This window comes from Oleiphilus messinensis, assembly GCF_002162375.1.
GTDB classification, from domain to species: Bacteria; Pseudomonadota; Gammaproteobacteria; order Pseudomonadales; family Oleiphilaceae; genus Oleiphilus; species Oleiphilus messinensis.
This window is the reverse complement of record NZ_CP021425.1, coordinates 4,286,136-4,311,980: the sequence shown is the minus strand read 5'-3', so window position 1 is coordinate 4,311,980 and position 25,845 is coordinate 4,286,136. Positions and strand designations below refer to the sequence as shown.

Annotated in this window: 19 protein-coding genes and 1 pseudogene; 8 read left to right on the top strand and 12 right to left on the bottom strand. The window is 47.6% G+C overall.

From position 1 onward, the window contains the following. The first annotated feature begins 9 nt into the window (after positions 1–9). Positions 10–855 (top strand): hypothetical protein, encoded by an 846-nt coding sequence (locus OLMES_RS18770; RefSeq protein WP_087462670.1) that lies wholly within the window; start codon positions 10–12, stop codon positions 853–855. 8 nt (positions 856–863) lie between these two features. On the opposite strand, the gene OLMES_RS18765 is transcribed toward OLMES_RS18770, so the two are convergent. From OLMES_RS18765 to OLMES_RS18750, 4 genes are all read right to left on the bottom strand, one after another. Continuing rightward, positions 864–1,115, bottom strand: coding sequence for a DUF1653 domain-containing protein (locus tag OLMES_RS18765; RefSeq protein ID WP_087464562.1), 252 nt, complete (start codon positions 1,113–1,115; stop codon positions 864–866). A 226-nt stretch (positions 1,116–1,341) separates the two neighbouring features. Continuing rightward, entirely contained in the window at positions 1,342–2,190 is an 849-nt protein-coding gene (locus tag OLMES_RS18760; protein WP_087462669.1) for an SDR family NAD(P)-dependent oxidoreductase, read from the bottom strand. Positions 2,191–2,287: 97 nt separating this feature from the next. After that, a complete protein-coding gene (locus tag OLMES_RS18755; protein ID WP_087462668.1) occupies positions 2,288–4,171 on the bottom strand; it encodes a histidine kinase in 1,884 nt (627 codons plus the stop codon). 187 nt (positions 4,172–4,358) lie between these two features. Beyond that, on the bottom strand, positions 4,359–5,174 hold the full coding sequence (locus OLMES_RS18750) for a flagellin N-terminal helical domain-containing protein (protein WP_232465147.1): 816 nt from the start codon (positions 5,172–5,174) through the stop codon (positions 4,359–4,361). A gap of 380 nt (positions 5,175–5,554) precedes the next feature. On the opposite strand from OLMES_RS18750, the gene OLMES_RS18745 reads away from it, so the two are divergent. Beyond that, complete coding sequence (locus tag OLMES_RS18745) at positions 5,555–7,723, top strand: malate synthase G (RefSeq protein ID WP_087462666.1); 2,169 nt, start codon at positions 5,555–5,557, stop codon at positions 7,721–7,723. A 268-nt stretch (positions 7,724–7,991) separates the two neighbouring features. Here OLMES_RS18745 and OLMES_RS18740 read toward each other — a convergent pair whose 3' ends face one another. Further along, positions 7,992–8,879: a hypothetical protein gene (locus OLMES_RS18740; RefSeq protein ID WP_087462665.1), complete on the bottom strand. Its 888-nt coding sequence runs from the start codon at positions 8,877–8,879 to the stop codon at positions 7,992–7,994. A 15-nt stretch (positions 8,880–8,894) separates the two neighbouring features. Between OLMES_RS18740 and OLMES_RS18735 the strand changes: the two genes are divergently transcribed. From OLMES_RS18735 to OLMES_RS18715, 5 genes and pseudogenes are all read left to right on the top strand, one after another. Beyond that, a complete protein-coding gene (locus tag OLMES_RS18735) occupies positions 8,895–9,077 on the top strand; it encodes a hypothetical protein (protein WP_087462664.1) in 183 nt (60 codons plus the stop codon). Positions 9,078–9,271: 194 nt separating this feature from the next. Further along, positions 9,272–9,397, top strand: a pseudogene (locus OLMES_RS29135) (transposase); the annotation flags it as partial. 162 nt (positions 9,398–9,559) lie between these two features. After that, a complete protein-coding gene (locus OLMES_RS18725; protein WP_157678381.1) occupies positions 9,560–10,855 on the top strand; it encodes a hypothetical protein in 1,296 nt (431 codons plus the stop codon). After that, on the top strand, positions 10,848–12,638 hold the full coding sequence (locus tag OLMES_RS18720) for an ATP-binding protein (RefSeq protein ID WP_087462662.1): 1,791 nt from the start codon (positions 10,848–10,850) through the stop codon (positions 12,636–12,638). The genes OLMES_RS18725 and OLMES_RS18720 overlap by 8 nt, the downstream gene beginning before the upstream one ends. Positions 12,639–13,150: 512 nt before the next feature. Continuing rightward, positions 13,151–13,780 (top strand): FKBP-type peptidyl-prolyl cis-trans isomerase, encoded by a 630-nt coding sequence (locus OLMES_RS18715; RefSeq protein WP_087462661.1) that lies wholly within the window; start codon positions 13,151–13,153, stop codon positions 13,778–13,780. 4 nt (positions 13,781–13,784) lie between these two features. On the opposite strand, the gene OLMES_RS18710 is transcribed toward OLMES_RS18715, so the two are convergent. Together OLMES_RS18710 and OLMES_RS18705 are read right to left on the bottom strand one after the other, a co-directional pair. Further along, positions 13,785–15,023 carry an EAL and HDOD domain-containing protein gene (locus OLMES_RS18710; protein ID WP_087462660.1) on the bottom strand — a complete coding sequence of 413 codons (1,239 nt, stop codon included), beginning with the start codon at positions 15,021–15,023 and terminating at the stop codon, positions 13,785–13,787. A gap of 95 nt (positions 15,024–15,118) precedes the next feature. Continuing rightward, the gene (locus tag OLMES_RS18705; RefSeq protein ID WP_087462659.1) at positions 15,119–16,606 is read right to left on the bottom strand and encodes a glycosyltransferase family 4 protein; all 1,488 of its coding nucleotides are present in this window, start codon (positions 16,604–16,606) and stop codon (positions 15,119–15,121) included. Positions 16,607–16,871: 265 nt separating this feature from the next. Between OLMES_RS18705 and OLMES_RS18700 the strand changes: the two genes are divergently transcribed. Further along, positions 16,872–17,405, top strand: a complete 534-nt coding sequence (locus OLMES_RS18700; RefSeq protein WP_087462658.1) for an AAA family ATPase — start codon at positions 16,872–16,874, stop codon at positions 17,403–17,405. A gap of 297 nt (positions 17,406–17,702) precedes the next feature. Here OLMES_RS18700 and OLMES_RS18695 read toward each other — a convergent pair whose 3' ends face one another. The 5 genes from OLMES_RS18695 to OLMES_RS18675 all read right to left on the bottom strand — a co-directional run bounded on the left by OLMES_RS18695 (position 17,703) and on the right by OLMES_RS18675 (position 25,841). Continuing rightward, entirely contained in the window at positions 17,703–18,167 is a 465-nt protein-coding gene (locus tag OLMES_RS18695; RefSeq protein WP_087462657.1) for a hypothetical protein, read from the bottom strand. Positions 18,168–18,203: 36 nt separating this feature from the next. Then, positions 18,204–18,731: a hypothetical protein gene (locus OLMES_RS18690; RefSeq protein WP_087462656.1), complete on the bottom strand. Its 528-nt coding sequence runs from the start codon at positions 18,729–18,731 to the stop codon at positions 18,204–18,206. Continuing rightward, positions 18,728–22,429, bottom strand: a complete 3,702-nt coding sequence (locus tag OLMES_RS18685; RefSeq protein ID WP_157678380.1) for a hybrid sensor histidine kinase/response regulator — start codon at positions 22,427–22,429, stop codon at positions 18,728–18,730. The genes OLMES_RS18690 and OLMES_RS18685 overlap by 4 nt, the downstream gene beginning before the upstream one ends. A gap of 63 nt (positions 22,430–22,492) precedes the next feature. Continuing rightward, on the bottom strand, positions 22,493–24,481 hold the full coding sequence (locus tag OLMES_RS18680; protein ID WP_087462654.1) for a methyl-accepting chemotaxis protein: 1,989 nt from the start codon (positions 24,479–24,481) through the stop codon (positions 22,493–22,495). Between the two features lie 61 nt (positions 24,482–24,542). Next, positions 24,543–25,841, bottom strand: coding sequence for an ABC transporter substrate-binding protein (locus tag OLMES_RS18675; protein ID WP_232465146.1), 1,299 nt, complete (start codon positions 25,839–25,841; stop codon positions 24,543–24,545). Positions 25,842–25,845: the final 4 nt, after the last annotated feature.

Below are 25,845 nucleotides of genomic sequence, written 5' to 3'. Positions count from 1 at the left end.
GGAGACGTTATGCGTGTGAGGGTGAAGTGGTTGAAGCGGCTCTTGATCGCGATGGTTGTTGTATCAACTTCTGTGGTTTACGCCCTGCCCAAAGAACATGAAATGAACCGGTTGATGCTTGCTGTCGAAAAATATGTCAGCGAGCAACATTGGCAAAAAGCCAACCAGACATTACAAGACATCCTTGCGCTCAACACTGCGGTGCCGACAGAGTTTGCTTTTTATCAGGGGCGGGTCTTGATGGAGTTTCAAAGCTGGGATAACGCGAAAACTGCATTGGAGACATATGTTGTTGAGGCCGGGACAGAAGGTGGCTTTTACCGTAACGCATTAGAGCAGTTAACGGTGATTGAAGAACATCTACGCGAGGATAAAGCTGATAACCCGGTAGATCGGAAGCCTGCTGCAGAGTCAGAATCTGAAGCGCTGGTTCAGCGTCAAGATCAATATCTTTCAGATCTGAAGTCCCTGTATCTCACCAGTGATGAGCAGGTCGCCTTACTGCGGCATATTAACAGCTTGTTGGCAAATCACAGCTATCAAGGCCAGAAGATCAAGCGTAAAGTGCAGTCCACCGGGATTGCCTACAAAGTCTCTGTAGATCAAAGCAAAGATTTATTGATTCAGGAGAAAGTGTTCAACGCTGACGAGGGGGTTAAAATTAATCTTAAACGCATGTCTGTCTTTGGAGTCGACCCGATTCTTCGTTACGGTTGTGATAAAGAAAGCTATGTATGCTGGTTGTATGACCCTGTTGATGGGTACGATCGCTGGTTGTTGATTGACCGGGATGATGGCGTCGCATCAGAGCTGGCAACGGCGCTTTCCCGGTTAATTCGAAGGCTACAGAACTAGCGGGCGCGCTAAGCGTGCACCTGTTCCGGCAGGGTATCGACTGAGTCAGACACAAAGGAAAAGCGGCTAACAAATACGCCGTTGTGTTTGACCTTTTCAGTAAACATTTTAAGCGGTCTGACCCAAAGCTCGGGGTCGTCGCCATACAGTGGCTTGTAAACCACATGCAAATCTTCTGTTTCACTGTGGCGGGCTGTGTCGAGTACCAAATAGTATTGTCCCCGAAAGTGTTGATACACTCCTTTCTTGAGTGCGGACATAATAAATCTCCGAGTGCTTTTGCCGGTCATACCTGAATGTGTGTTTATACCGGTATTATAGCGGTTCCTGTGTAAGGTGGGGAATAAGCGAAACGGATAAGGAGAAAGTGCAGGTACCTGCAATAAACAGCTCAGAAAAAGCTAAATGTTAAAAAGCTAAATGTTAATCAGAGAGAGTGAGGGCAGGGCCAGCGACAACCGGCCCGAGCCCTTGGTCAGCCTGTGCTTACCCGAATCGCAACAGCTTCATGCTTGTTGATACGATTTTCTGGTAGCCCTGTGGTAACAAACGCTGCATGGTATCAACTGCAGACGCATCTGCGCCGATCAATACCCGTCGAGCATTTCGTTTTACACCGGACAGGATAACCTGGGCGGCTTTCTCCGGCGTGGTGCGTAACAGAAATTCGTCGAATTTGTTGCGTAACGCATCGGCACTTGTGTCACCGCCTGCCACTTGTGACATGCTTTCATCCATTCGCGCGCTTTTAGCGATATTGGTGCGTATTCCACCTGGGTGGATAGAGGTAGCAGACACACCACATTTCTCCAGATCCAGCTCCTGGCGCAAGGATTCGGTCAGGCCTCTTACCGCAAATTTGGAGGCGTTATAGGCGCTCATGCCAGGTTGAGAGAACAGGCCGAATATGCTGGAAATATTGACCACATGGCCCTCTCCGGATTGTTTCAACAATGGCAGAAATGCCTTGGTGCCATAAAGCACACCCCAAAAATTAATGCCCATCAGCCACTCGTAATCTTCCATGCTGGTTTCAGATACAGTACCGGCCTGGGCTACACCGGCGTTGTTGAAGATCAGGTTAACCTTGCCGAATTCTTCCTGGGTTTTGTTCGCCCAGGCTTCAACTGCTTTTTTATCTGCAACATCAAGCTTGGTTGCAACGACCTTTACCCCTTTCTTTTTCGCCAATTCTGCTGTTTCCTTGACTGAATCAAGGTTGATGTCAGAAAGTGCTAAATGGCAATGTTCTTCTGCGAGTTGCAGCGCAAGAGCCCGTCCGATGCCTGAGCCTGCTCCGGTGATGGCTGCTACTTTGTTATCAAAGGATTTCATTTTATTGTCCTCAGAATGGGGTGTATTGAATGGAATTTGAATAGCGCCAGATAATACATTAAATAATGGCGCATTGCATAATGGTCTTTATGCAAATTCAACCGTAAGGCCTAATAATCAAATCATCGTCATGTTTGGACTGCAGTTGACAAAGTACTTTGACCAGCGTACCACCACCTTCTCTGCGAGTGAGCTGGAATTCACCTTTAAGCATTGCCGCACGTTCCTCCATGATCGTGATCCCATGGTGGAACGGTTTCTTGGGATTGTCCGAGATACCGATACCATTGTCTTCAATTACGATTTCGATCAAGTGATTTTCCAATTCCCGTAAGCTCACGGTCGCAGTCGATGCGTTTGCATGTTTAATGATATTGGATACGGCCTCACGAACGATCTGCAAAATATGAATTTCTTCGTTCGGGTTGGGTGGCCTGTGGCGTAAATTGTAGTCAAGTTTAATCTCCATGCTGCCCCGTTGTGCAAATTCGGCAACGGTGCCCTTCAGTGCTTGCTCCAGTCCGGGCTCATTGCTTTGAATACGGAATGTCGTCAGCACTTCACGAAGCTGATTGTACGCTGCATTCAACCCCACCCGGATTTCCTGGGATACGTCGACCAGGGTGTCGGTGTCTGCGCCTTTCTTGATCAGCATCTGAAATCGGGTGATTTGTAATTTGAGAAAGGACAGTGACTGGGCGATAGAGTCGTGCAGCTCTCTGGCGATTGCTGAGCGTTCTTCAACTAACAGCAACCGCTGCTCTTTTTCACTGTTGCGCATCTGACTGAAGGCTCCACCAAAAATATCGGTGAAAGTGTCCAAAAGCTGTGACTGCCAGGTATTCAAAGGGTCCATTGATGGTCGGCTGACGACCAGAACGGCTACGACATTGGTATTCTCGAAAATAGGGTAGAGTAATGCTTTATCGGTTCTGCGTTTTCCAGGTTCCAGAGCGAGGTCATCCAGGCAGGCCTGTAGATAGTTGGTGTCATTATCATCGGGACATTCAGTATGTTTACCCCGTTCTGTGGGCATGCTTTTGGTTGCGCTCAGTATCGCATAACGATTCTTTTCCGAGCTGGTATAGGTACAGAGGGAAACCTGATCTACTTGAGCGATGCTAACCAGTTCAGTCAACAGTTCTTGAACCCGTTGCTTTGACAGTGGTTCGGTGGTTAATTTCCGGGTTGCATCATAAAGGTACTCCAGTGCTTGATTGCGAGAAGTAAGCTCCGCTGTTTTTTCTTTGACCCGTGCTTCCAGGTCATCGTACATCACCGCCAGGTCAGAGGACATTGAGTTGAATGCGGCGCCCAGTTGTCCCAACTCGTCGTCATAATTCACCGGCACCCGGTAATCAAATTTGCCCTTTCTGGCACGGGTAGCGCCTTCAACCAGTTCCCGGAGCGGTACAACGACCCGTGAATACAGTGATACCAGCATCAGTAGGGCAATCAAGAGAATCAAAAGCATTTCGATTGCCTGGGTCAGACGCAAACGTTTGACCTTGTCTTCTGATCGGAGCTGGATCAGCGTCACGAAGTGGTTGATTTCTTCAACGTAGTGTGTGAGTTCACCGGTTAATTGGTCCGGAGGTTCGTGGCGTGCAGAGAGAACCTGTTGAATGCCTTTCCAGCGATCCTCGAGAATCGCCAGTTGCCGACTGACGGGGGTTCTCCGCAACTCTTCCCGGTAAGGATCGAAGATGTTGCTGAACAAACGGCTATTGAATTCCAGTATCTCGGCGTCTAGCTGCGCTTCAATCTCCGGATTTCTCGAGGTGTTAAACCGGGTATAACTCAAAGCCAGTCGCATGGTGTACATGCGCATGGATCCGGCGATGTTAATCCTTTCGGCATCACCGTCAGCGTCCTCTACAGTAATAAGTGTCAGAATGATACCGATGAGCGACACCAAAAAAATGGTCGCCAGTATCATACCTGCCTGGGTAAAGATTGAACGTTTGACTGGGCCTTTCAATGACCATTTCCTTTTTTGCTAGGTATGGGCGAATTTCATGGGCGTATCATAGGAGTGTGCAGGATTGCGTGATCACGCCAGCAGTTTAAATGCTCAAGCGGGTTATCGAGTAAGTATAGGGTTTCAGCGGGAGTATAGTAAAAAAAATTGTATTGCGCTGTGGGCGCTGAGATGGGTACTTTCCGGCCTATATGCCGGAAAGGAGACCGAGTACATTTTTTTGATTGCTGTTGGCCTGGGCCTGGATCGCGATATCAACCTGGTTACCGATCTGCCGCCGGATCAAGTCCGTGGCTTCTGCTGCGATATCTGCATCCGCTATACGGCTATTCGCTGCAGCGGTATTCTCCCGAGCCTGGCTCAGATTCTCGATGGTCGATTCAAAGCGATTGGTGACCGCACCAAACTCGCTGGCGACGGAATTGATGCTCTCCAGTGCACTATCAATGGCTGAAATGGCACTGCTGGCCTGACTGCTGGAGGCCACTGAAAGGTCATTCAAGCCACCGTCTTCCAGTGTCTTGAGCAAATTGTTGGCGCTGACCGAAATTTGATCGCCCGCATTGGGCCCGGTTTGAAAATTAAGCTGGCTCTCGTTATCGAACAGTTTTACGCCATTAAATGACGTACGTTCCAATACGCTCCGTGTTTCTTCCACTAACTGACCGGCTTCCTGTTGCAGGGCTTGACGGTCTGAATCGTTAAGTGCGCCGTTTGCGGATTGCAGGGCCAGCTCGCGGATACGTTGCAAATTACCGGAGAGCGAGGAGAGTGCACCATCTGCCACCTGAGCCAGCGAAACACCATCTCCGGCATTTCTGATCGCGACACTGAACCCGTCTTGTTGTGTCGTAAGCCGGTTTGAAATGGCCAGACCGGCGGCATCATCGGCTGCTGAATTGATGCGTTGCCCAGAGCTGATACGTTCGCTCGGCTGCGTTGGGTCGTTTCTGAACGAATTGATATTCGAGAAACTATTGGAACCATTAATGCTGATCGCCACGATATACCTCCAAATCACCATTGATTCAATACAGGAATCAAGTGGTACTTTTTTAGTATAGGTTAATTAATAAACGGTTTATAGAGGGCCTGTGCAACGCTTTGCAGATTTGGGTGACGTTTTGCTGTGGAATGTTACTGTTGGCGTCAAGAACGGGGAAATTTGCACTCTGATCCCTTCGGTATGGGTTAAAAGTAACTAATTTGGTCGGCTTTTCTTCATTCAATCGGGATTTTCGCGTACAATGTGCGCCTCTTTTTGACGGTGATGTCTGGAAATGGGTTTCTAACCCGGTTAAAAGCTGTTTCTGAGCGCTAATCAGGCAATTTTTTGATCCAGACACCCGTAATGCAAGTTAATCACAAGTTCGAGGCGAAAAGATGACAGAACGAGTACAAGTCGGCGGCCTGCAAGTTGCCAAGGTTCTCTACGATTTTGTTAACGAAAAAGCAATCCCGGGAACGGGTGTGGATGTCGATAAATTCTGGTCTGAGTTTGATCAGATCGTTCATGACTTGGCGCCAAAGAATAAAGCATTGCTGGCGAAGCGTGATGACCTTCAAGCTAAAATCGATGCTTATCATACTGAGCGCAAAGGCCAGAAGCACAATGCGGCAGAATACAAAGCCTTTCTGCAGGAAATTGGCTATTTACTGCCTGAAGGTGATGACTTTGAAGCCAGCACCGCAAATGTAGAGCCGGAAATCGGTCAAATGGCTGGCCCACAGCTGGTGGTACCGGTCATGAACGCGCGCTTTGCATTGAACGCAGCAAATGCACGTTGGGGATCTTTGTACGATGCACTGTACGGTACCAACGTAATTTCTGAAGAAGACGGCGCGACCAAAGGGCCTGGTTACAACCCGGTTCGTGGTGACAAGGTTATCGCTTATGCCCGTAACTTCCTGGATTCTGCAGCACCATTGAGCAATGGCAGTCACGTAGACAGCCTGAGCTACACCGTTGCTGACGGTAAACTGGTTGTTCGCCTGAAAGACGGTTCCGATACCGGATTGGCAAACGCAGAGCAATTCCTGGGCTTCACCGGAGACGCAGCTGCACCGACGGGCATTTTGTTGACCCAGAACGGTATGCGTTTCGAAATTCAAATCGACGCCAGCAGCCCGATTGGTCAGACCGATGCGGCAGGTGTTAAAGATGTCCTGATGGAATCTGCCTTAACCACAATCATGGATTGCGAAGATTCTGTCGCAGCAGTTGATGCAGACGACAAAGTTGTTGTCTACAGCAACTGGCTGGGTCTGATGAAAGGTGACCTGGAAGAGTCTGTAACCAAAGGTGGCAAGACCTTCACCCGTCGCATGAATCCAGACCGTGAATATGTATCACCAACTGGCGACGCATTTGCGATCAAAGGACGTTCCATGTTGTTCGTTCGTAACGTAGGTCACTTGATGACCAACGAAGCGATTCTGGACAAGGATGGCAACGAAGTCCCAGAAGGTATGATGGACGGTATGATCACCACTTTGATCGCCATCCACGACCTGAAAGGCAACGCACCTTTCCGTAACTCAACCACCGGATCTGTAAACATCGTTAAACCGAAAATGCACGGCCCGGAAGAAGTTGCATTCGCAAACGAATTGTTCGGTCGCGTTGAAGATGCACTGGGTCTGCCACGCTTCACCATGAAAATGGGTATCATGGACGAAGAGCGTCGTACTACCGTTAACCTGAAAGAGTGTATCCGCGCAGCGAAAGACCGTGTTGTATTCATCAACACCGGCTTCCTGGATCGCACCGGTGATGAAATCCACACCTCCATGCTGGCTGGACCTTTCGTACCGAAAACCACCATGAAGCAGCAACTGTGGATCAACAGCTACGAAGACTGGAACGTTGACGTGGGTCTGGAAACCGGCCTGCAGGGTCGTGCACAAATCGGTAAAGGCATGTGGCCGATTCCCGATGAAATGGGCATGATGATGGAACAGAAAATCGGCCATCCGAAATCCGGTGCAAACACTGCATGGGTTCCATCGCCAACGGCTGCAACCCTGCACGCGATTCACTATCATCAAGTTGATGTCTTCAAGACTCAGGATGAACTGAAATCCCGTCAACACGCATCAGTAGACGATATTCTGACCATTCCACTGCTTGAAGATCCTTCCAGCCTGAGCGCTGAACTGATCCAGAAAGAAATCGATAACAATGCGCAGGGTATCCTGGGTTACGTTGTACGCTGGATCGATCAAGGCGTGGGCTGTTCCAAGGTTCCGGATATCAACAACGTTGGCCTGATGGAAGACCGCGCGACACTGCGTATCTCTTCCCAGCATCTGGCAAACTGGCTGGCGCACGGCATTGTGACTGAAGAGCAGGTCATGGACTCCTTCAAGCGCATGGCCGCCATTGTTGACAAGCAAAACGAAGCTGATGCCAGCTACATCAACATGGCTCCCGGATTCGATGGCGTTGCATTCCAGGCAGCCTGTGATCTGGTCTTCAAAGGCAAAGAACAGCCCAGCGGCTACACCGAGCCACTCCTGCACGGCTACCGCATCAAGTTCAAGCAGCAGTAAGCCGTGGTTAAAGTCATGTTTAGCGGGTTGTAAAACCCCAAACAAAGACCTTTGACACCGAAAGCCCGACATCTTGTCGGGCTTTTTTTGTTTCAATCTATCGTCGACATTGTGATTGATTTGTCTGTCTATCTATGTTTCGTGATCACATTTTGTTGGGGATGGTTGAGTTACCGTTAGCAAGTGCTGCCGGATACAAAATATATCGTGGTGAAGAATCAATAAACAGAAAGCGCTAAGCGATGCCTTGTGATATGCCCTCTCGCCACTAGTATGCTGCAGCCAGCCACTGGGTAAATAAATCCAGAAGATACTCATCTTCAGAATAGTTGGACATGCTGAGTGTCTCGTAAAGAGCATCATCGATAATTAATTCATAAGGGTATCTTTCCTGTCCGTCCTTTACTTCGATGGGTAAGAGGCCCGCTTGTTTTAATGTTGGAACTACAATCATTCGCGATGCTTCCAGCGAAATTAGACGACTCTCGCTATTTTCAGGGCTATTTAATTTAACCTCATACTTTTCCGCCACGTTTTGTAAAAAACGCTGATCCAGAATCGCTGCGGCGTAGGTCTCGTCTATTGCAAGCAGCCCTTCAAGCAAAAAATTGCGAATATTGAGATAAGATGCGCTTTGATTTCGACCTTCAAAGGGGCTCATATGATCTCGATCACTTGCCGCACGATCGATCGGTATACTCAAATACTCGTCCAGGAGGAATGGAACAACACCATCGCGAGTCAGTAAAACTTGAAGCCCGTTGAACTGTGTTGAAAATCTTTGGACAAACACGTGAAACGGATAAGCGTTAGCGAGATAGACGTTTGGGTTTTCTACCGTTAACCGCAATAGTTGTTTATTGCTAAGTTCCTGGACAATGGCCTCGGGGATCGAGATAACATCAATAACCACGCCGGTTCGATCTTGTGTCATCGTCCATTCCTCCATGCCCGGAACGATGGGATAGTGATACTCCCCGGTCTCATAGTATTGCGCCAAAGCCTGATCCATCATCTGCTCCACTCTTTTGACGCTATCCGATTCAATCATGGCACTAGATTGTTCTGAGTTGTTCGTGGAAGCGGTTTGATTGTAATCGTTATGACAACTTGCCACTGCGAACAGCGGGACAAGAAAAAATAGCAATGATCTCATGGTAAGCCAATCCCTATGGTCTTCTATCAATACGGTGTTGCTCAGCCAATTATAAAACACCAAAACCGCGCAGGCACAGATATTAATGGTGAAGAGCGGCAAGAGCAATCGAAGCAGGTTTTTGATCTATTGTCTGCGGTTTTCAAAACTTTGACCTGTCTGATGATCCACTCCGCAGAGGAAGGTGCGACGAACTAATCTGCAGACGATATGGATAGGGTTTACCGTTTCCCGATACCCGACTGTTTCTGAGTCAAGCTATTGTGAAGCCCTTTATACTGTCGGGCGATGAGGGCGTTTGAATATATGATGAACGAACTATACTGTTGATTTTGAGTCGTCGGAATTGTGAAAGGCATGCCTGTTCTTGAACTTCCTTGAACTTCGAATTTGGTACAACGAAAAAATTAAACCGCGATAGCCCGAGAGGGAAAGCGAAGATTCAAGTTCAATGGCAGTTGTATTGTATGGTTCATAATATCGAGAAGGTATTGAATTATGGGAATCTCGCAGCATGAGGGAGGTGAAAGTTTGTACCCGAAGGGCTCGAAACTGGCCAGTAATCTCAGAAATAGATGTACGTGTCGTACCAGATGTAAATAACGAAATAAATAACTTGCCAATGGATAAAATATGGTCAATTGTTAGCAAATTGAAATGCAGTTTGAGGTGTGTAGAAATTGGGTCACCATCGTTTTTCTACTGCCTCGTTAGGAGTCCAAGCTAGTTCTGTCGAAACAACAATCAAAGGGATGCAATACTTAATGTCTGAAAGAGTTGCTGATAGCACGATTAAAGGGTTTTTATATCAGTTTAATAAAACTATTCTTGAGATAGTTAATGCAGACGATGAAGATGTAATTACAGTTGAAGGTGTAGTGGAAGACGTAGATGTTTTGTCGGCCAGCGGCGAGCTGGAAGCTATTCAATGCAAATACCATGAGACTAAAGAAAAATTCATACCAAGCCTAATATTCAAGCCTTTACTCCAAATGGCTGAAGCGTACGACAGGAATCCATCGGCAAGGATTAAATACACAATTTTTATTTATGTCCCGAATGAAGATCATTGTCAGAAAGATATTGATCCTTCAATTCTAAACTCTGCGTTAGCCACCACTGACCAATCCCTCTCAAAAATTGTATCTAGGATCTCAGGTAAATTCGATAAGGTTGAATTCCTAAAGAATACAAGAATTGTTTTTGGCCCTTCTTTAGATGAAATTGAATGCAGCACGAAAGCGGCCCTAGAGTTGCTCGGGATCCAAGGAAGTGATGTTGATACGCTACTTTATCCGAATTCGATTGAAAAGATTGCAAAATTGTCGAGCATTAAAGATGAAACGGAAAGACAGATAACTAAGGCCAAGCTATACACCTACCTTTCTAGCGCCACACATACAGCAATATCTAAATGGACGCTAGCACTAAGAAATAGGAGCGAAATACTCAAAAATATTAAACAACAGCTCTCCAGTTATTTCTCTCAAAACAGCCGAGACAGATATTTTTATATTGATAAAAACGAGATTGATGATTACGAAGAGAAGGTTGTTGTGTTTTTCGGGAATTATATAAAAAAATACTATTCGAAGCCGAGTCATGTAACGGCTCCAACATTTATTATTAATGATAATATTGAAGCCATCAGGGATCTTGAGTTCAGACTGTACACGAAGGGAATAAAAGCGAATACGGGGCTTGTTGGAAACTCTTTTGTAGTGGATCATTTTTTCAGGGATCCCATGAAAAAAATCAACCGTAATCATATAGAAGAGCGTGAGTTCGATCTTAGATTGCTAGCAATGGACTCTGAACAAGAAGCAATAAATCATAGAAAAGGTGATGATTTGTATTTAGTTTGTAGCAATACGCCAAATAATATCGAGCTAACGGACGTGAATTTCTATCAAGTTGGAATAAGCAGCTTTAACGAGCTTGAATACGTAATAGGGATTAGAAATAGCCATGAGTGAAGTTGGATACGTATTGTCAAGCTCACCAGATAGGGTATCAATTGGAATTGGTAATCTAAAGACGCTTGAGGAAAACAAGACTGATTTACAAGTTGGTAAATTTCTTAAAATTGAAGATGGCAATCATAATTTTGCAGTTGCCATTATAAACAACTTAACGGCACAGAAATCAGAGAAAGATGGTGAAATCCATTGGAGCTTTGTGATTGAAGCTTCACCAATCGGCGCTCTAATAAACAATGATGAAACACTTGAATTCAAAAGAGGAACTCAAGTTCTGCCAGTCCCTACGGAGATTGCGCATACCTTTGGAACGAAAGATCTTTCTATAATATTTTCAGATGATAGTAATTTTGGATTTGAAATTGGCAGCCTATCAGGCAACCCTAACGTGCCGTTTTGCATAGATGGTGATAGGTTTTTTGGCAAGCATATCGGGGTAGTTGGATCTACCGGCTCTGGTAAGTCCTGTGCTGTATCTAGCCTCATACAAAATGCGGTTGGTATCACTAATGCAAAAAATTCGAATAGGGAAAGCCAAAAAAACTCACACGTGATAATTTATGATATCCACTCAGAGTACTCGTCAGCATTCACAGTCGATGATGATGAAAAGTTTAGCCTCAACAAACTCGATGTTGATAATATAAAGCTCCCATATTGGCTGATGAATGCTGAAGAATTAGAGTCTATTTTTATCGAGAGCAATGAGCAAAACTCACACAATCAGGTGTCACAGTTTAAGCAGGCTGTTATTTTAAATAAAGAGAAACATAATCCAGGTTTAGAAAAAGTTACATATGATTCTCCTGTATTTTTCAGTATTGAGGAGGTTTATAACTATATTCACAATAAGAATAATTTAACTGTCTATGAAAAAAACTCACTGAAGTACTTTGCAACACTTGCTGAAGAAATTGAGTTTGACGAAGAACGCCTATGGGAGAAGATTAACTTCGTATCGTCAACGGGAAATGCAAAGCACAAGGGGCTTGACGCGAAGGTTTCTAAGGACGGAGGTTTTAATGGTGAGTTTGATCGGTTTATTTCACGATTAGAGACCAAATTAAATGATAAGAGGCTGGCCTTTTTACTCAAGCCTGTTAAAGACGATGGCGCAACTTTTAAAACGAATGATTTCAGCGAAGTAATTAAACAGTTTTTAGGATACGTTGATAAATCCAATGTTACTGTTGTTGACTTGAGTGGTATACCATTCGAAGTTTTAAGTATCACTGTGAGTCTTATATCTCGTTTAATGTTTGATTTTGCATTCCATTACTCGAAAATAAGACATGCTACAGATCAAGCCAACGATATACCTTTTTTGATTGTGTGTGAGGAAGCACATAACTACATTCCAAAGACAGGTGGTGCCGAATTTAAGGCTTCCAAGAAGTCTATTGAAAGAATTGCAAAAGAAGGACGTAAATATGGTCTCAGCCTAATGGTTGTGAGCCAACGCCCGTCAGAAGTATCAGAAACTATATTCTCTCAGTGCAATAATTTCATCGCAATGCGGCTCACAAACAGAGTAGATCAGAACTACATCAAAGCTTTGTTGCCTGATAGCTCAAGTAGTCTTATAGATTTGTTACCATCGCTCAACCAAGGCGAGGCCTTTGTTGTTGGTGATTCTGTAATTATTCCAAGTTTAGTCCAGCTGCCTAAGCCAAACCCTGAGCCAAAGTCTGCAAGCATCGATACTTACAAAGAATGGGCTGAAAGTTGGAAAGATATTATCTTTGATGAAATAGTAGAGCGATGGAGAAAGGAAGGCTAGATTGATGCACCCAACAAGTGACTTTGTTCCCAAGTCAAGTATTTAAGCCATTTTCTTATTCCAGGAAGTTCCATTCTTGACAATCGTAATCAGGATAGTCAGTTGCTTCCACATGCAGGCAACCATGGCCACATTCTTGGGTTTTCCGGTCGTTACCATCCGCTTATACATCGGCTTCAATTGAGGGTGATACTATAAACAGTCATGATCGACATGAAGTGTACAGTGCGGGCATTAGTCCTCACACCCCTTTGCGATGATTGGAAAGGGAGCTTGATTTGGTCATTGAGTTGACGCCTCGTTTACCGGGCTGGCAAAATTACCCCCGCTCGATTTTGTCCCCGGTCTGATGTGCGTTTGGTCGGTTGGCTGGGCGGGTTGAGTGAGGCCAGTATATTGGTTTAACGTGATGTAGTTGTTCTCTCTATCGGGGAGCATCGACAGTAAATACATGCTTATTCGGAACCACCGTATGTGACATCGTTTATTACGGTGGTGTGAGAGATTTGATCATGAGTGATAAACAAGATTTGGATTTAAGCACCCAGGAGAAGAAGGTCAGTTTTGGTTTTGGCTGGCAGTTTGGGAGTCAGTTGTTGAAAAACAATTTTGATGGATTGGATATTGATACCGTACTTGCGGCCATTCGTGCCTGTTATAACCGGGAGGCGTTTCCGCTGACGGAGCAGGAGTTGGATGCAGCGTACAGTGAGATTGATGGCAAGCGTCGTGCTGAGCAAGCGGAAAAGATGAAACAGCTTGCGGAGCTGGGTGAAAAATTCCTGGCGGAAAATGCCCAGAGAGAAGGCGTGCAGGTGACGGAATCCGGTGTGCAGTATGAGGTACTGGAAGAAGGGGCGGGTGACAAGCCGGGGCCGACGGACAAGGTGCGCACACACTATCACGGGACGTTTATCAACGGTGCTGTGTTTGATAGTTCCGTTAATCGTGGTGAGCCGGCTGAATTTGGTGTGAATCAGGTTATTCCCGGCTGGACTGAGATTTTGCAAATGATGCCGGCAGGGTCAAAATGGCGTATTGCGGTGCCACACAACCTTGCATACGGCGAGGCGGGTTCACCGCCTGTGATTCCGCCGAAAAGTGTTTTGGTGTTTGAAATTCACCTGATCGAAGTGCTGTAATCGCTTAAGCCGAGAGGGCGGTTACGGTTTCATGGGCCCAGAGGCCGCCTTCGAAGTGGGCAATGAAAATTTTGCGCCGATCATCAGTGGGGAGCTGGCCGAGTGGCTCCCACTGACTGTGTTCAATATCAAATACACTGTCCAGTGTTTTGCCAATTTCCCCTTCATGCAGTAATACCGCGTTCCGTACTTCTGGCCCCAGGCTGATCTGGGCCAGTGCGACTGCTTTTTCAACTTTCAAAAGTAAGTCGAGGCCGGATAACAAACCCGCCATAAAGTATCGATCACAATCATCTCGCTCGGAGAGTTCGGCAAAGCGTTCGCATGCACGGGCTCGAGTCAGCAGAATTCGCACCAGCTCGGTCTCATCATCATCGGCACTGGCAAGCAAGATCAACATGGCCCATTTGCGCAGTTGATCCAGCCCGAGAAAGATAATCGCTTCTTTGATATTGTCGACTTTGCGCCTCAGTCTGCAGGCCGGGCTGTTTAACACTCGGAGCAGCTGGTAAACAAATCGAGGTTCGTTGGCCACGACTTTGGCTAGTTGATCGATATCGGTCTCGCCGGATTGCAGTTTTTGGACGATCTGAAACACACCCTGGTAAGCCGGCTTGATACTTTTGCCGAATACTTTGTCGGGCATGGCGAGATAGTAACCTTGAAACAGGTCAAATCCAGCTTCCCTGCATTTATACAGGACAACTTTGTCTTCAACTTTCTCGGCAATGAGTTTGCAGTGGGATTTGTCGAGGGTTTTAACCCGTTCCAGAATGAATTCCAGCGGGCGTTGTACCAGATCTACTTTGATAAAATCCACGAGTGAAAGCAATGGATCAAATCGCGGGTCAAAGCAGTAATCGTCCAGTGCAAAGCGGAATCCTTTGGCTTTCCACTCTTTAACGGCTTCCACCAGTAATTCATCGACGTCAATGGTTTCCAACAGTTCAAGTACAACGGCGCCGGGCTCTACCGGGAAGAAGACTTCTGACAGCAGGAACTCACGGGTGATATTGATAAACAGTGGCTGCTTGAGTTGTTGGTATTGGCGCTCAATGCTGGTGCACAGATTAACGAGTACCTGGCTTGTGGCTTTGTCCAGGCCAATGTGCTCTGCAGTAAAGCCTGCCGTGTTTCTAAACAACAGTTCGTAACCGTATAAATGGCTGTTGGTATCGTAGATGGGTTGTCGCGCCATCAACAAATCCATAAATACGGGATCATCAATCAGTTCTTTATCCATCTTGCCCTTGTACAGCTTGAAACCGGTTTAATGAGAACCCACTTAATTAGAGGCTCTTTCTAATATTAGACGGTCAATAATTAGATCGACAGTGTTCATTTTGTTACATGTCGAATATTTTCCAGTGTATTGTCCCAGGCTTTGGAGATAGTTGTGCTGGTATATTGCATTGCATATTGTGCTGCATTCCGGGTTGTTTCTGCCAAATGGTTAGCCGGTTCGCTTAAATGGGCTTGCAGAGCACGCATCAGTGATTCGGGGGAATAGGGATTGAAATACCGGGCATGGTCACCATAAACCTCCTGATGTGTCTCAATATTGGATGCGATGACAGGCGCGTTGCATAACATGCCCTCGATGCCTGAATAGGAAAAACCTTCACCATAGCTGGGTACCACGACGGCAGATGCACTTGAGTAGAGTTTTCTCAATTCGTAGATCGGCACGCCTTGTAGCACGTAGATTGTCGGGGCAGAGTCCGTCTTGCGCATGGCATCAGATTGATATTGTTTTATTTTCTTGATCAGTGCTTCGCTGTTCCAGCCAGGGTTGGCGATCAACACCAGGCTGGGGTGATCACCTGGCGTGTTGCAGAGTTGATCCCAGGCATCAATCAATGTGTTGTAGTTTTTACGGGGCTCCATGGTACCTACAGCGAGTAAATACCGACCTTTCATATCCACCGGTGGCGCAGGGGGGGCCGACCCTTTTTCGGTGAGGGAGGCTGAGCGCTTGGCAATAATGTTTTCAATGGCATCAGCAGGTTCTGGATAGAAATCATCGGTCAGGCAGCAGGGCACAATATGACTTCTTGATTCCACCTCCGGGAATAGCTTCAACAGTTGAGTTTGGGTGCTGGCGGAATTACAGACGAAATGAGCATGGGGCGCATTGCGTTTAAGTGCGCTGAAGAAGAGTTTTTGATGGAGACCGATTTTATACACGGTGTGGGGCAACTGAATCGGCATAGCATCATGAAAGCGAACGACCAGCTGTGTGCTCGGGCTGATTTGACCGGGGAAAGGGGTTTGTGAAATGTAAATATCCCAGGGACGGGTATCCAGCCGTAATGCAGGCCAACCGTACACCAGAGCACTGTTCATCTGGGCCCAACCCATGGACGAACCCCAGAATGTTGTCTCGAGAATGCGTTCCCGGTCTTCCAGTTTCAACGTTTTTTCAAACAGTTTACGCCACAGGTAGTCACTGAAAAACTCGGCATCAATGGCGTGGAGTTGCTGTTGACGGGGTGAAATTAAATTAATCAGGTTGTAAATTGCGGTTCTCAACAGCTCGGGCAGGGCAGAACCGCGACTCAATTTTGACAATACACCGTTTTTGGCGCGGCCTTCTTCAAGCAAGCCAATATACTGAGACATGTTAAATAACGCAGCTGCTTTTCCGGCGTTGCTTTTCCAGGGAAAGCCTGCTGCGCTGATTCCGCGGTCAAGAACGTGACCATGAAGTGCGATGTTATCAAGTTGGGAGAGCAGGTTATAGGTGATACGGGTGTCCTGTGGAATACCGGCAAAGCCGTCGAAACAGGGACGTAGTTCCATTAAAACTTTTAACTGATTACTCATGTCAACCTTAGCTTTTGTAGACCATTTGATGCTAAAACAATCCGCCGTAATCCAGGGTAGACTTTCAGAGCGTGTCCGAGCCTGCCGGGTTCGGTTTGCAGTGCGGATCGAGTACTTTTATCATTCGTCGCGGAAGGATACACATAGTTCAATTGAAAAGCGAAAACTATCTCGCAGGGAGTATGAGCTGGGTGGTTTGTCCGAGAAATTGCGAGATTGTGCGGTGAGTGTAGCGCAATCATGATTATGGTTGGAGTAGACAAGGTTGAGTGAGCGTAGCGTTGTGAGTGACACCCGACGAATAATATTTTTTTATGGACTGTCTGCCAGTGGTAAATCCTATATCGGAGACCTGTTGTCCCGCTGGAAAAGCTGGCCCGTTTACCACGCAGATGAGGATATTACGCCCGCGATGGCCCTGGCGCTTCAGGAACACAGACCGTTTACCAACGCAATGCGGGATGAGTTTGTTGAAATATTGGCTGGAAAACTCCACGCGTATCAGCCAGACGAAGCGATTGTCATTGTGACACAAGCGCTATATAAGCAGCGACATCGTCGCTATTTACGGGAACGGGTTTCCGGTTTGGAACTGATTGCCGTTGAAGCGCCGGATTCATTATTGGCTGCTCGCCTTGCTGCGCGCAATGATGGCATTTCAGCCGAAAGTGCAGCTGCGCTAAGGCAGGATTTCGAAGCGCCCGAACCAGGTGATTACGTATTGCAGAATGATGGAGACGACCAGCGAATTTTTGAACAGCTATCCAGCATATTGCTGGCGATGGGCATCAATAAATAACCTCCACTTACGATGTTCCGTAATAATGTGGGGGGGGGGGCGGAGTTTGGTATCGTTTAGAACTTCATCGTTTTTGTTCTAACCTTTGCCGTTATTTGATTTCGAATTCATGCTCTATCTCCAGCCAGCTTATTGGTCGCCGTAATTTTTATGGTGACTCATCATAAACTTAACATAGATAGTAAAAAATTTGATACATCACGCTTGTACACTCCTTAACGTATGCGATACACAATTGCCGTATATCTGAACGTTTGACAACATTTTGTTAGCGGGATCAAAGAATTGTTGACGGGCTTAGAGAACTTTCGTCAATTTATCGGGTTGAATTAACGGAATGACATAGCTGTCGTAAGGGATGCAGGCAATCGCAGCTTGCAACCAGTGACTGTTCATCGGCTTGCTATATTCTTCAGGCAGGTCGGAAAGCATAATTGACTTCGGGGCAGAGGAAACCTTTATTGCAACAAATTGTGTTTCGCCCAGCATGGGCGATTTCAGGATGATCACAGACCCTTTGGTTGTGCCAGTATTTTCAGCCAAGGCTGATGATGGGGGATAGTGCTGTAAAGGCGTACCGGAATGGCTGAAAACCGGGACAGGTAAACCTTGCCAGAAGACAAAATCATGGCATTTGATCGGGGCTCCGGGCAGTGGAATGAGCTCTGCCTGGGGCAAATACTCAGCAAATGACACGGCGGCAATGGCGATGTAATCGTTGACCTCAGTGTCTGCAATCAGGATTGCTTCAGATGTGGACATGGTGTTACTCCAGTTCTGGCCGTTATCAGGAGCCGGTCATTTGGGCGATCTAGTCTGTTGTGATTCGAGATACTCAAAGATTGCATCCGCGCTTGTCAGGTATAACCAGCTTTCTTTGTATTTCAGTACTGCTTTGAAGGGACTGTGTTGGCACATAAAACCGGGTAACGACCTGACCGGTTTGTGGCTTCTGACCTTGTAAATGGTTCGACAGGATAGCCCTAACCGTAACCCGTTTGTGGTTTCGATCAAAAGCGCCTTGTTGTCACCACTGGCCAGTCCTAGACTGGGGGTTAGGCCGCTACTGAAGCTGTAGATTGGATAATATTGGTCGTTAAACACTAGACAGGGAATGGTGTCGACGGATTCCATATCCTCGGTGCTGGCCAGAAAGCCGACATTTTTGTCCGGCAGGAGAAAACTGTAATTCTGCGACAGTGTCTGGATCATGTAATAGGTTGTCGATTTTTCCGAATCAACAGCCGTTATTTCCGGCCGACTCAACGGTAACGGTGATTGATCAGTATTTCGAGCTGGGTGGGGAGTCGCGATTGCCGTGGTCATGCCAGTATATCCCGGATTTGATCCATAAGTTGCGTTTCGTTGTAAGGTTTTGTGGCGTAGTCGGTTACACCTGCTTTTTCTGCCATTTGCCGGTGTTTGCTCTGATTACGGGAGGTGAGCATCAAAACCGGAAGTTTCTCGTATTGACTGGAGTTTCGGATATGGCGGGTAAACTCAAGGCCGTTCATTCTGGGCATTTCCAGATCCACCAGACAAAGTGCGGGGTGAGTATGGTTGAGTTTGTCCACTGCCTCTAATCCGTCGCAGGCGGTAACCACTTCAAAGCCACAATCTGAAAGCAGTTGCTTGAGGGTGCTCCTGACGCTCAGTGAGTCATCGATGACCAGTACGGTTGGGCGATCTTTAGGCCCGTGACTTTGTGGCAAGATATTGTGATCTGCATTGGCTTCAGGGAGCCTGTCTCCAGATGACTTGGAATGGCTTCTCTGCAATACAATATCGGTTATATTCAGTACCGGTATTACGGTGCCATCACCCAGAATTGTTAAACCGGCCAATCCTGGAAGCTTGGGGGTTAATTTTCCCGGTGACCGCAGTACCAACTGTTCTCCGTGCAGCAGTTGATCCACTGCGATGGCGATGTCCGTATCATATAATCGGGTGATCAGGACGGGATTGTTAAAATCAGATTCAGTACTTTCAAAGACTTGAGCATTGCCCTGAAGTGCACCTGCAAGATTATGGCAAGGATACAACGTGTCGTTCGCGATAAAGTGCCATTGCCCGGCAATTCTCTCCAGTTTACCGGAGTGTGAGGGCATGATCTGTTTAAGATGCGTTGTGGGGAGCGCAAAGCGTGCTTCGCCGGCTTTGATGAGTAGCATGTATTGCGTTATTTCCCGAATAGGTACTCTCAATTGAATACGGCATCCCGTGTATTGTTCTTCAGGGGCTGCTTCTTGTAAGAACTGTATGGAACCGCCAAGTAGTTCAATCTGACTGCGTACCGCATCCAGACCGATACCCCGACCGGATAGTTGAGTTGCCTGATCCCGCGTGCTGAATCCCGGTTGCCAAATGAGTTCGGCCAGTTCTTTGTGATCCGGGAGTTGGTGCTTATCCTGGTAGATGCCTTTTTGGCAGGCTTTCTGGAAAATTCTCTGGTAATCGAGGCCCTGACCATCATCACTTAAATTGATTTGCAGGAAACGGCCCATTTGCTGAAAATCGAGCGCGATCTGGCCTGTCGCCGATTTTTGTTTGCTCAAGCGCGACTGGTCTGATTCGATGCCATGATCCACTGCGTTACGGAGCAAGTGCATTATTGGATCGGCAAGCCGGTCGATCAGAACCCGGTCAATCTGCAGTTGTTCCCCGGTAATGTTCAGACTAACCTCTTTTCCTGCAGCTCTGCAGGCCTGTCTAACACAGCGTTGCAAGCGACCGCTCAGGGTTGCGGCATCAACACGTTGCCGGCTTAACAGTTCATGCTGCAGTGAGTTGATATGGCGGAATTGTTGTCGCATCAGGCTGTCCATTATGGAAACCTGATCTTGCAGGCGGCCATTGATTTCCCGGATATCTGCAATTCCTTCGAATAGTTGGTGAGCGCATTGATGCAGATCGTCGTATCGATCCAGCTCAAGTGAATCCAGCTCCAGGCTGTCATTTTCAGCTGCATCCGTTTCAAAGGCATCGGTTTGAGATGCACTGGATTCGACAGCATCAGAGGTTCTTTGATTTCGTGGCAGAGCATCCGGATATTGGCGGTGAAATTCGGTTTTTACCGCTTGTCCCGATCCATGGGGTGCATGGAGTCGATGTGCCATGCTGCGTACGTCAACCAGTGTTTCCAGTTCCATGCGTTTGGCATTGAGATCCTCGTCGTGTTGTTTCAGGGACTGGCTGGTTTCTTTTACCCGTTTAAAAAGCTCCCTGGACTGCACCGTGGTGATACTCATCTCCTCTGCGATGGTCATCAGGGGGGCGAGTTCATCGTCAATCTGGGGTTGTGCAGGAGGTTGATCGGATTTCGGTTCAGGGGGGACGTTGGTTGAGGTTGTGGACGCCGCTGTTTGCTCGTGGTTCTGTGCTTTTTCATTTACCAGCTCGGTATTGGCCTCATCGCCTGCCGTATCAGTTTCGCCAACACCATAGTGTTGCAGAGCCGTTAACAGCATGAGTGTGTCGCTCGGTTCTTGGTCTTGTCCGTTTAAGGAATCAATCATGGCGCTCAGGCAGTCGGATGCGTTGAGCAAGAGATTGATTAAGTCTCTAGAGAGCGTCAAGCGGCGATTCTCCAGCTGCTCAAATACCGTTTCAAGTTCATGGCTGAGATTGGCCACACCGGATACACCGATCAGGTTTGCAGCGCCTTTCAGGGTGTGTGATGCGCGTTGTGCTGTTTGAATTAGTTCTGAATGGTATTTTTCCTGGCTGGCGCCCTCTGGAGTTTCCTGCTTCAAGCTGGAGAGCGCGGTATACAATGCTTCAGCATGTAGGGGTGCATCAACGAGAAATACCTTGATGACTTCCGGGCTGGCTTCCGGGTCAAACGTGAGCAGGGTGTCTTCTTCGCTATAGGGCACAAGCTCCTGAATCAGGTGTTCTTCGCTTGCGGGATTGAAGTCAGCCAGGCTTTGTAACGTATCGTGGAGTATGTCTTCGTCGATTTGAGTGGGCCACAGTGGGTGGTCTATAAAATCGATAAGTTGCAAGCAGGCATCTTCCGATGCCAGACTGCCAAGGTATTGATCAATCGAGTCGGGCAATGATTTCAACGCGTCCAATAGCGCTGAGTGTTGCGTCTCTTCTTCACGGAGCCGAATCGAAGTCACATCAACCAATTGCTGGAGCCCGGGTAATTCAAAGCTGGAGAATGTTTCACCCAGGGTTTCCAGCAGACAGCAGATTTGATCCCGAGCAGCTATAAAGTCCTCACAGCTGGCTGCACTGGCCATCGTCGAACGTATTTGCTCAAATTCCGTGGCTATTTCTTGCAACTCTGCGCGCAAGACAGAGATGAATTCTTGCTGCTCGTTATCGAGTTCCTGATCGGCATTGAAAGCGACTAGTGCTGACGCCTCCGCGTTCTCGATATTTTCGAGGCTTATCGTGTTTTCGCTGTATTTTGCCCTTTGATTGTGTTCTATCGTATCAAGGTTTATTGAACTCTCAACGTGTACTGAATCTTCAAATTGTTCTGTCATGTCGGTGGGGGCAGTATCCCCCGTAGCCGATGTCTCCCGGGATGGGGCAGGGGAGTGGGATTCAGGTTGTAGTGAGTGAGAATCTGATCTTAGTGCGTGAGAATCTGATTGTAGCGAACGAGCGCTATCGATGTCGTCCTGCAGCTGCTCTTCGAGCAAACTCACAAAACGATTCAGCCAGCGCAAGGCGTATTCGACTTTTTCCTGGGGAATCAATACGGGAGATGTTGTCGGGGGTGAGGGCTCGAAATCGTCGTTTTCGGGACGTTCGCATTCGCTACCTTCGTAGTCAGGAAAATAGGGGGTAAACTGGCCTTGCAAACGACGTAGTCGGCTTTCCCAGACCGGCATATTTGCGATCGCGACAGTTTCACTGATATTTTCCAATACGCTCTGGAGCGTTTCGCCATCCAGCGTCTTTTCCTCGGTGACGATTTCTTCAAGTTCCTCGACCATGGCCTTGACCAGCTCGATGACTTGTTCCTCTGCGATACAAACACCTTCCAGCATTGTTTCTTCTCCATTCAACAAGGCTCCCGATTTGAGAGCCTCAACGAGTTCGGGCGATTCAGGAATCGTGCCTGCTCACGTTTAGCTGACTTTATCCAGTACCAATGCGTTTGGCAGTCCGTTATGGTGTGATCCGTTATTGTCGGAGTTAACAGTCGGGTTGGCGTTCAGGCTGTTATCACTGCTGCCTGTAGCGCCACTGGTACTCGCTATTGGTGCGGGTTCCGGCAATGTGATCGAGACACGGATACCATCTGGAATCTTGAATAAGGCAACGGTGTCCAGTAGCAGTCCTGCCGCCGCTCTCATTTGATCCGTGTGGAGCGATTGTCTTTGCAGTTCGCTTTCCGTTCGGCGCGTACTTTCTTCGATGGTGCTGGCCTGGCTTCGGACATTTTGTGTTTCTTTCGCTTGGGTCAACGAGCTTTGCGCGATTCGCTCCACGGCATTCAGCAACTCACGGGTTGATGATTGGGTATCTTTCATCTGGCTACCGGCCTGGCTGGCCCGTTTTGAACCGTTAACAACCTGAGAAATACTGGTGTTCATCGTGTCCACGGCATCGGCTGTTTCGGTTTGAATGTTGCGTACCAGTGCACTGATTTGCGATGTGGCGTTGCGCGAGTTTTCGGCCAATCGCTGGACTTCGTCCGCAACTACGGCAAACCCTCGTCCCGCTTCACCGGCTGCCGCGGCCTGCATGCTTGCGTTGAGTGCCAATACATGGGTTCGTTCCGCAATACTGTTGATAATGTCGATGATGCCGCTGATTTCCAGAGACCGTTCAGAGAGTCGCTTGATGCGTTTCTCCGTTTCGCTGATGGAATCCCGGATTTCATTCATACTTTCAATCGTATTGCCAACCGCGTCGTAGGCTTTATCGGTGGATTGTGACGTTGTTTGCGCGATCTGATTACAGTTTTGGCACCATTTTGCAATCTGGGCCATATGCTTGGATACGCCGTCGAGCTTGATTAATGTCTGACTGATAATCTCCCGTTCGTGTTCTGCAAAGGTGATAACTTTCCGGGTTTGATCATCCACTCCGATACTGGCGTTGTTGACCAGCTGGCTGATTTGATTGATTTTTGCCAATGCTTCAGAGGTTTCCTTGGTAACCAGGTTCAAGGCGTCGGCAACCGGGCCGGTAATGTCTTCACGAACAATTAATTTCGTGGTCAGGTCACGTTCACTCAGTTTTGATGTGCTTTCCAGCAATTCGATTAGTGAATTGTTCAGTATGTCATTCTCTTTCTCGATTTGAACAAGCGTTGCCACTTTTTCGTTTAGCAGACTATCCAAAGCCTGACCCAGTGTGTGCAGCTCATCCTGGCCTTTGAGGTCTGTTCGTGCATCGGTGTCACCGCTCTTGACTTTAGCAACTGTGGCAGACAATTGATTGACCGGCGCAAGAATCGATCCGCGAATCAACTGGGCAACGGTGATAGATCCGAGAATACTGGCAATGATCAACACCAGGCCAAATGCCAAAGCTTGATCCAGAACTTCTTCCGAATTACTGAAGTCTGCTTCTGCTGCTGCCGTTAAGTCCTGGTTGTAGCTTTTCGCCCCTTGAGTGAAGGGCGTGAGCAGCGCGTGAGCGTCATTCAACAGGAAGAGTTCAAGTTGTGCACGGGATTGGCTATCGCTCAATACGTCAAATTGTTCAAAAGTGGTCAGCACTCCGGGCACACTGTTTTGAATGACGCTGAACTTGTCTGGGCTGAAGTTGGTAATCTTCTGAATCTTGATTAACTCGTTCCAGGTCGTGTGAAACTTGAGTTGTGCTTCTACTAATTTGTCCTTGGCATTTTGCCAGGTCATCAGGCCGGTGTTGACACCATAAAGTGTATCAATCGTGTCTTGCTGCACGGTACTGATCAATTCTGAAAGTAGCGCTGTTTCCCGCACCTGATTGTGTAAATTGGTCGATGCGTTGTGAGCGTAATTCAGGCTCACCGCAGAGAGTGAACCGATCAAGGCCAATGTTAAAGTGGTTATCAGTGTCAATATGAGTAGGCGCTTTCCAACACCCATAGCTTTGAACGAGAAGTTTGGCATTTTGAGCATTTTTATTCTCCCTGCAGTTATACCCCGCGTTATACGCGCGTATATCGCTTTAGATGAGCGTCTAGAAAAGTGCGCTTAATTGTGTGCTATCAATGTTTTGGTAGGTCTTGTTTTTGAAATAGGTTACCGAAACCATGTCAGAGGCTTGATTATCCCGCTGGAAGTCGAGTTTCAGGCCACCCATGGTGAAATTGCTGCCACGTGCAACTGCGATAAATTTTTCGCGGGTGATTTCGCCGTCAATGCGTTGCAGCATTTCCACGACCATTCTGCCGACAATATAACCTTCCAGACTGACCACATTGAGGCGATCTTTAAGTGCTTTTTGTGCGGCTTTAACAATCGCTAAATCAGAATCGATGGCCGGGACGACTTGTGTGAGAATGACACCTTGGGTTACGCCAAACTGCTCGAGCGTGCTTTGCAGGTTATCAGCCCCGGTAAACGATACGGCGCTGATTAACCATTGATTTCCCTTTTGCCGTGAGTAAGCTGCGAAGCGTCCGATTGCACTGTAGGTGCCAACGGTTACCACCAGCTTGCATGTCGTATTCTGACTACTCTCCCACTGCTTGAGTGAATCGTATCCGGCTCGGGAAGAAAGCGTATTGCGCTGGTAAACCCCGACGGGCCCGATGCCATTGCGGTTGGGGTTGTCGCCACTTTTTTCCAGTAGTTCATCCAGTCGAGCGACGATCTCACGGGTTTGTGGTCGGTTTTGCAGTGCGACTTTTATGCCTGCAACACCGGCCATACCGTAGGCATCGTTCTGAACATAGGCACAGATTTCTTTAGGCTTTATTCCCGCTTCGAAGCTTTGTTCAATCACCGCTGCGGTTTCCTGAACGTAGCTGGCACGATAGTTAATAATATTCCCGGTACCCGGGCGAAGGAGACCGGCCCCGGTAAAGAATCCTATTGCGGGCACATTATTGTCGGCCAGAATCGGCAGGGCCACTTTGGCGGTAGGTGTTCCGACGTTGCCGACCATGGCGAATATGCCTTCGTTAATCAAACGCTGTGTTTGTCGCTGGGTCAACTCAGGTGTATAGGAGTCGTTTTCAGCCCGGTATTCCAACCGCTTGCCTTGCACCGTGACACCGGAGAAGGCTGCGATGATACCTTCGCGCATGCCAATACCCAAACCTCGAGATTGTCCCTCCAGATCGAGCACGCCACCGAGCACAATTTTGTCGCCATAGACTCCGGGATCAGCGGCGTGACTGAATGTGGGGGTCAAGAGCATGAAAAGCGCGGGCAAAACCACGACTCGTTTTTGCTTCTGCAACGGGCTGTATCCGCGCTGGCGACGGGAGAATAATGAAGTAAGGCGCTGAAGTGAAAACACTTTATGTGGCATGTTG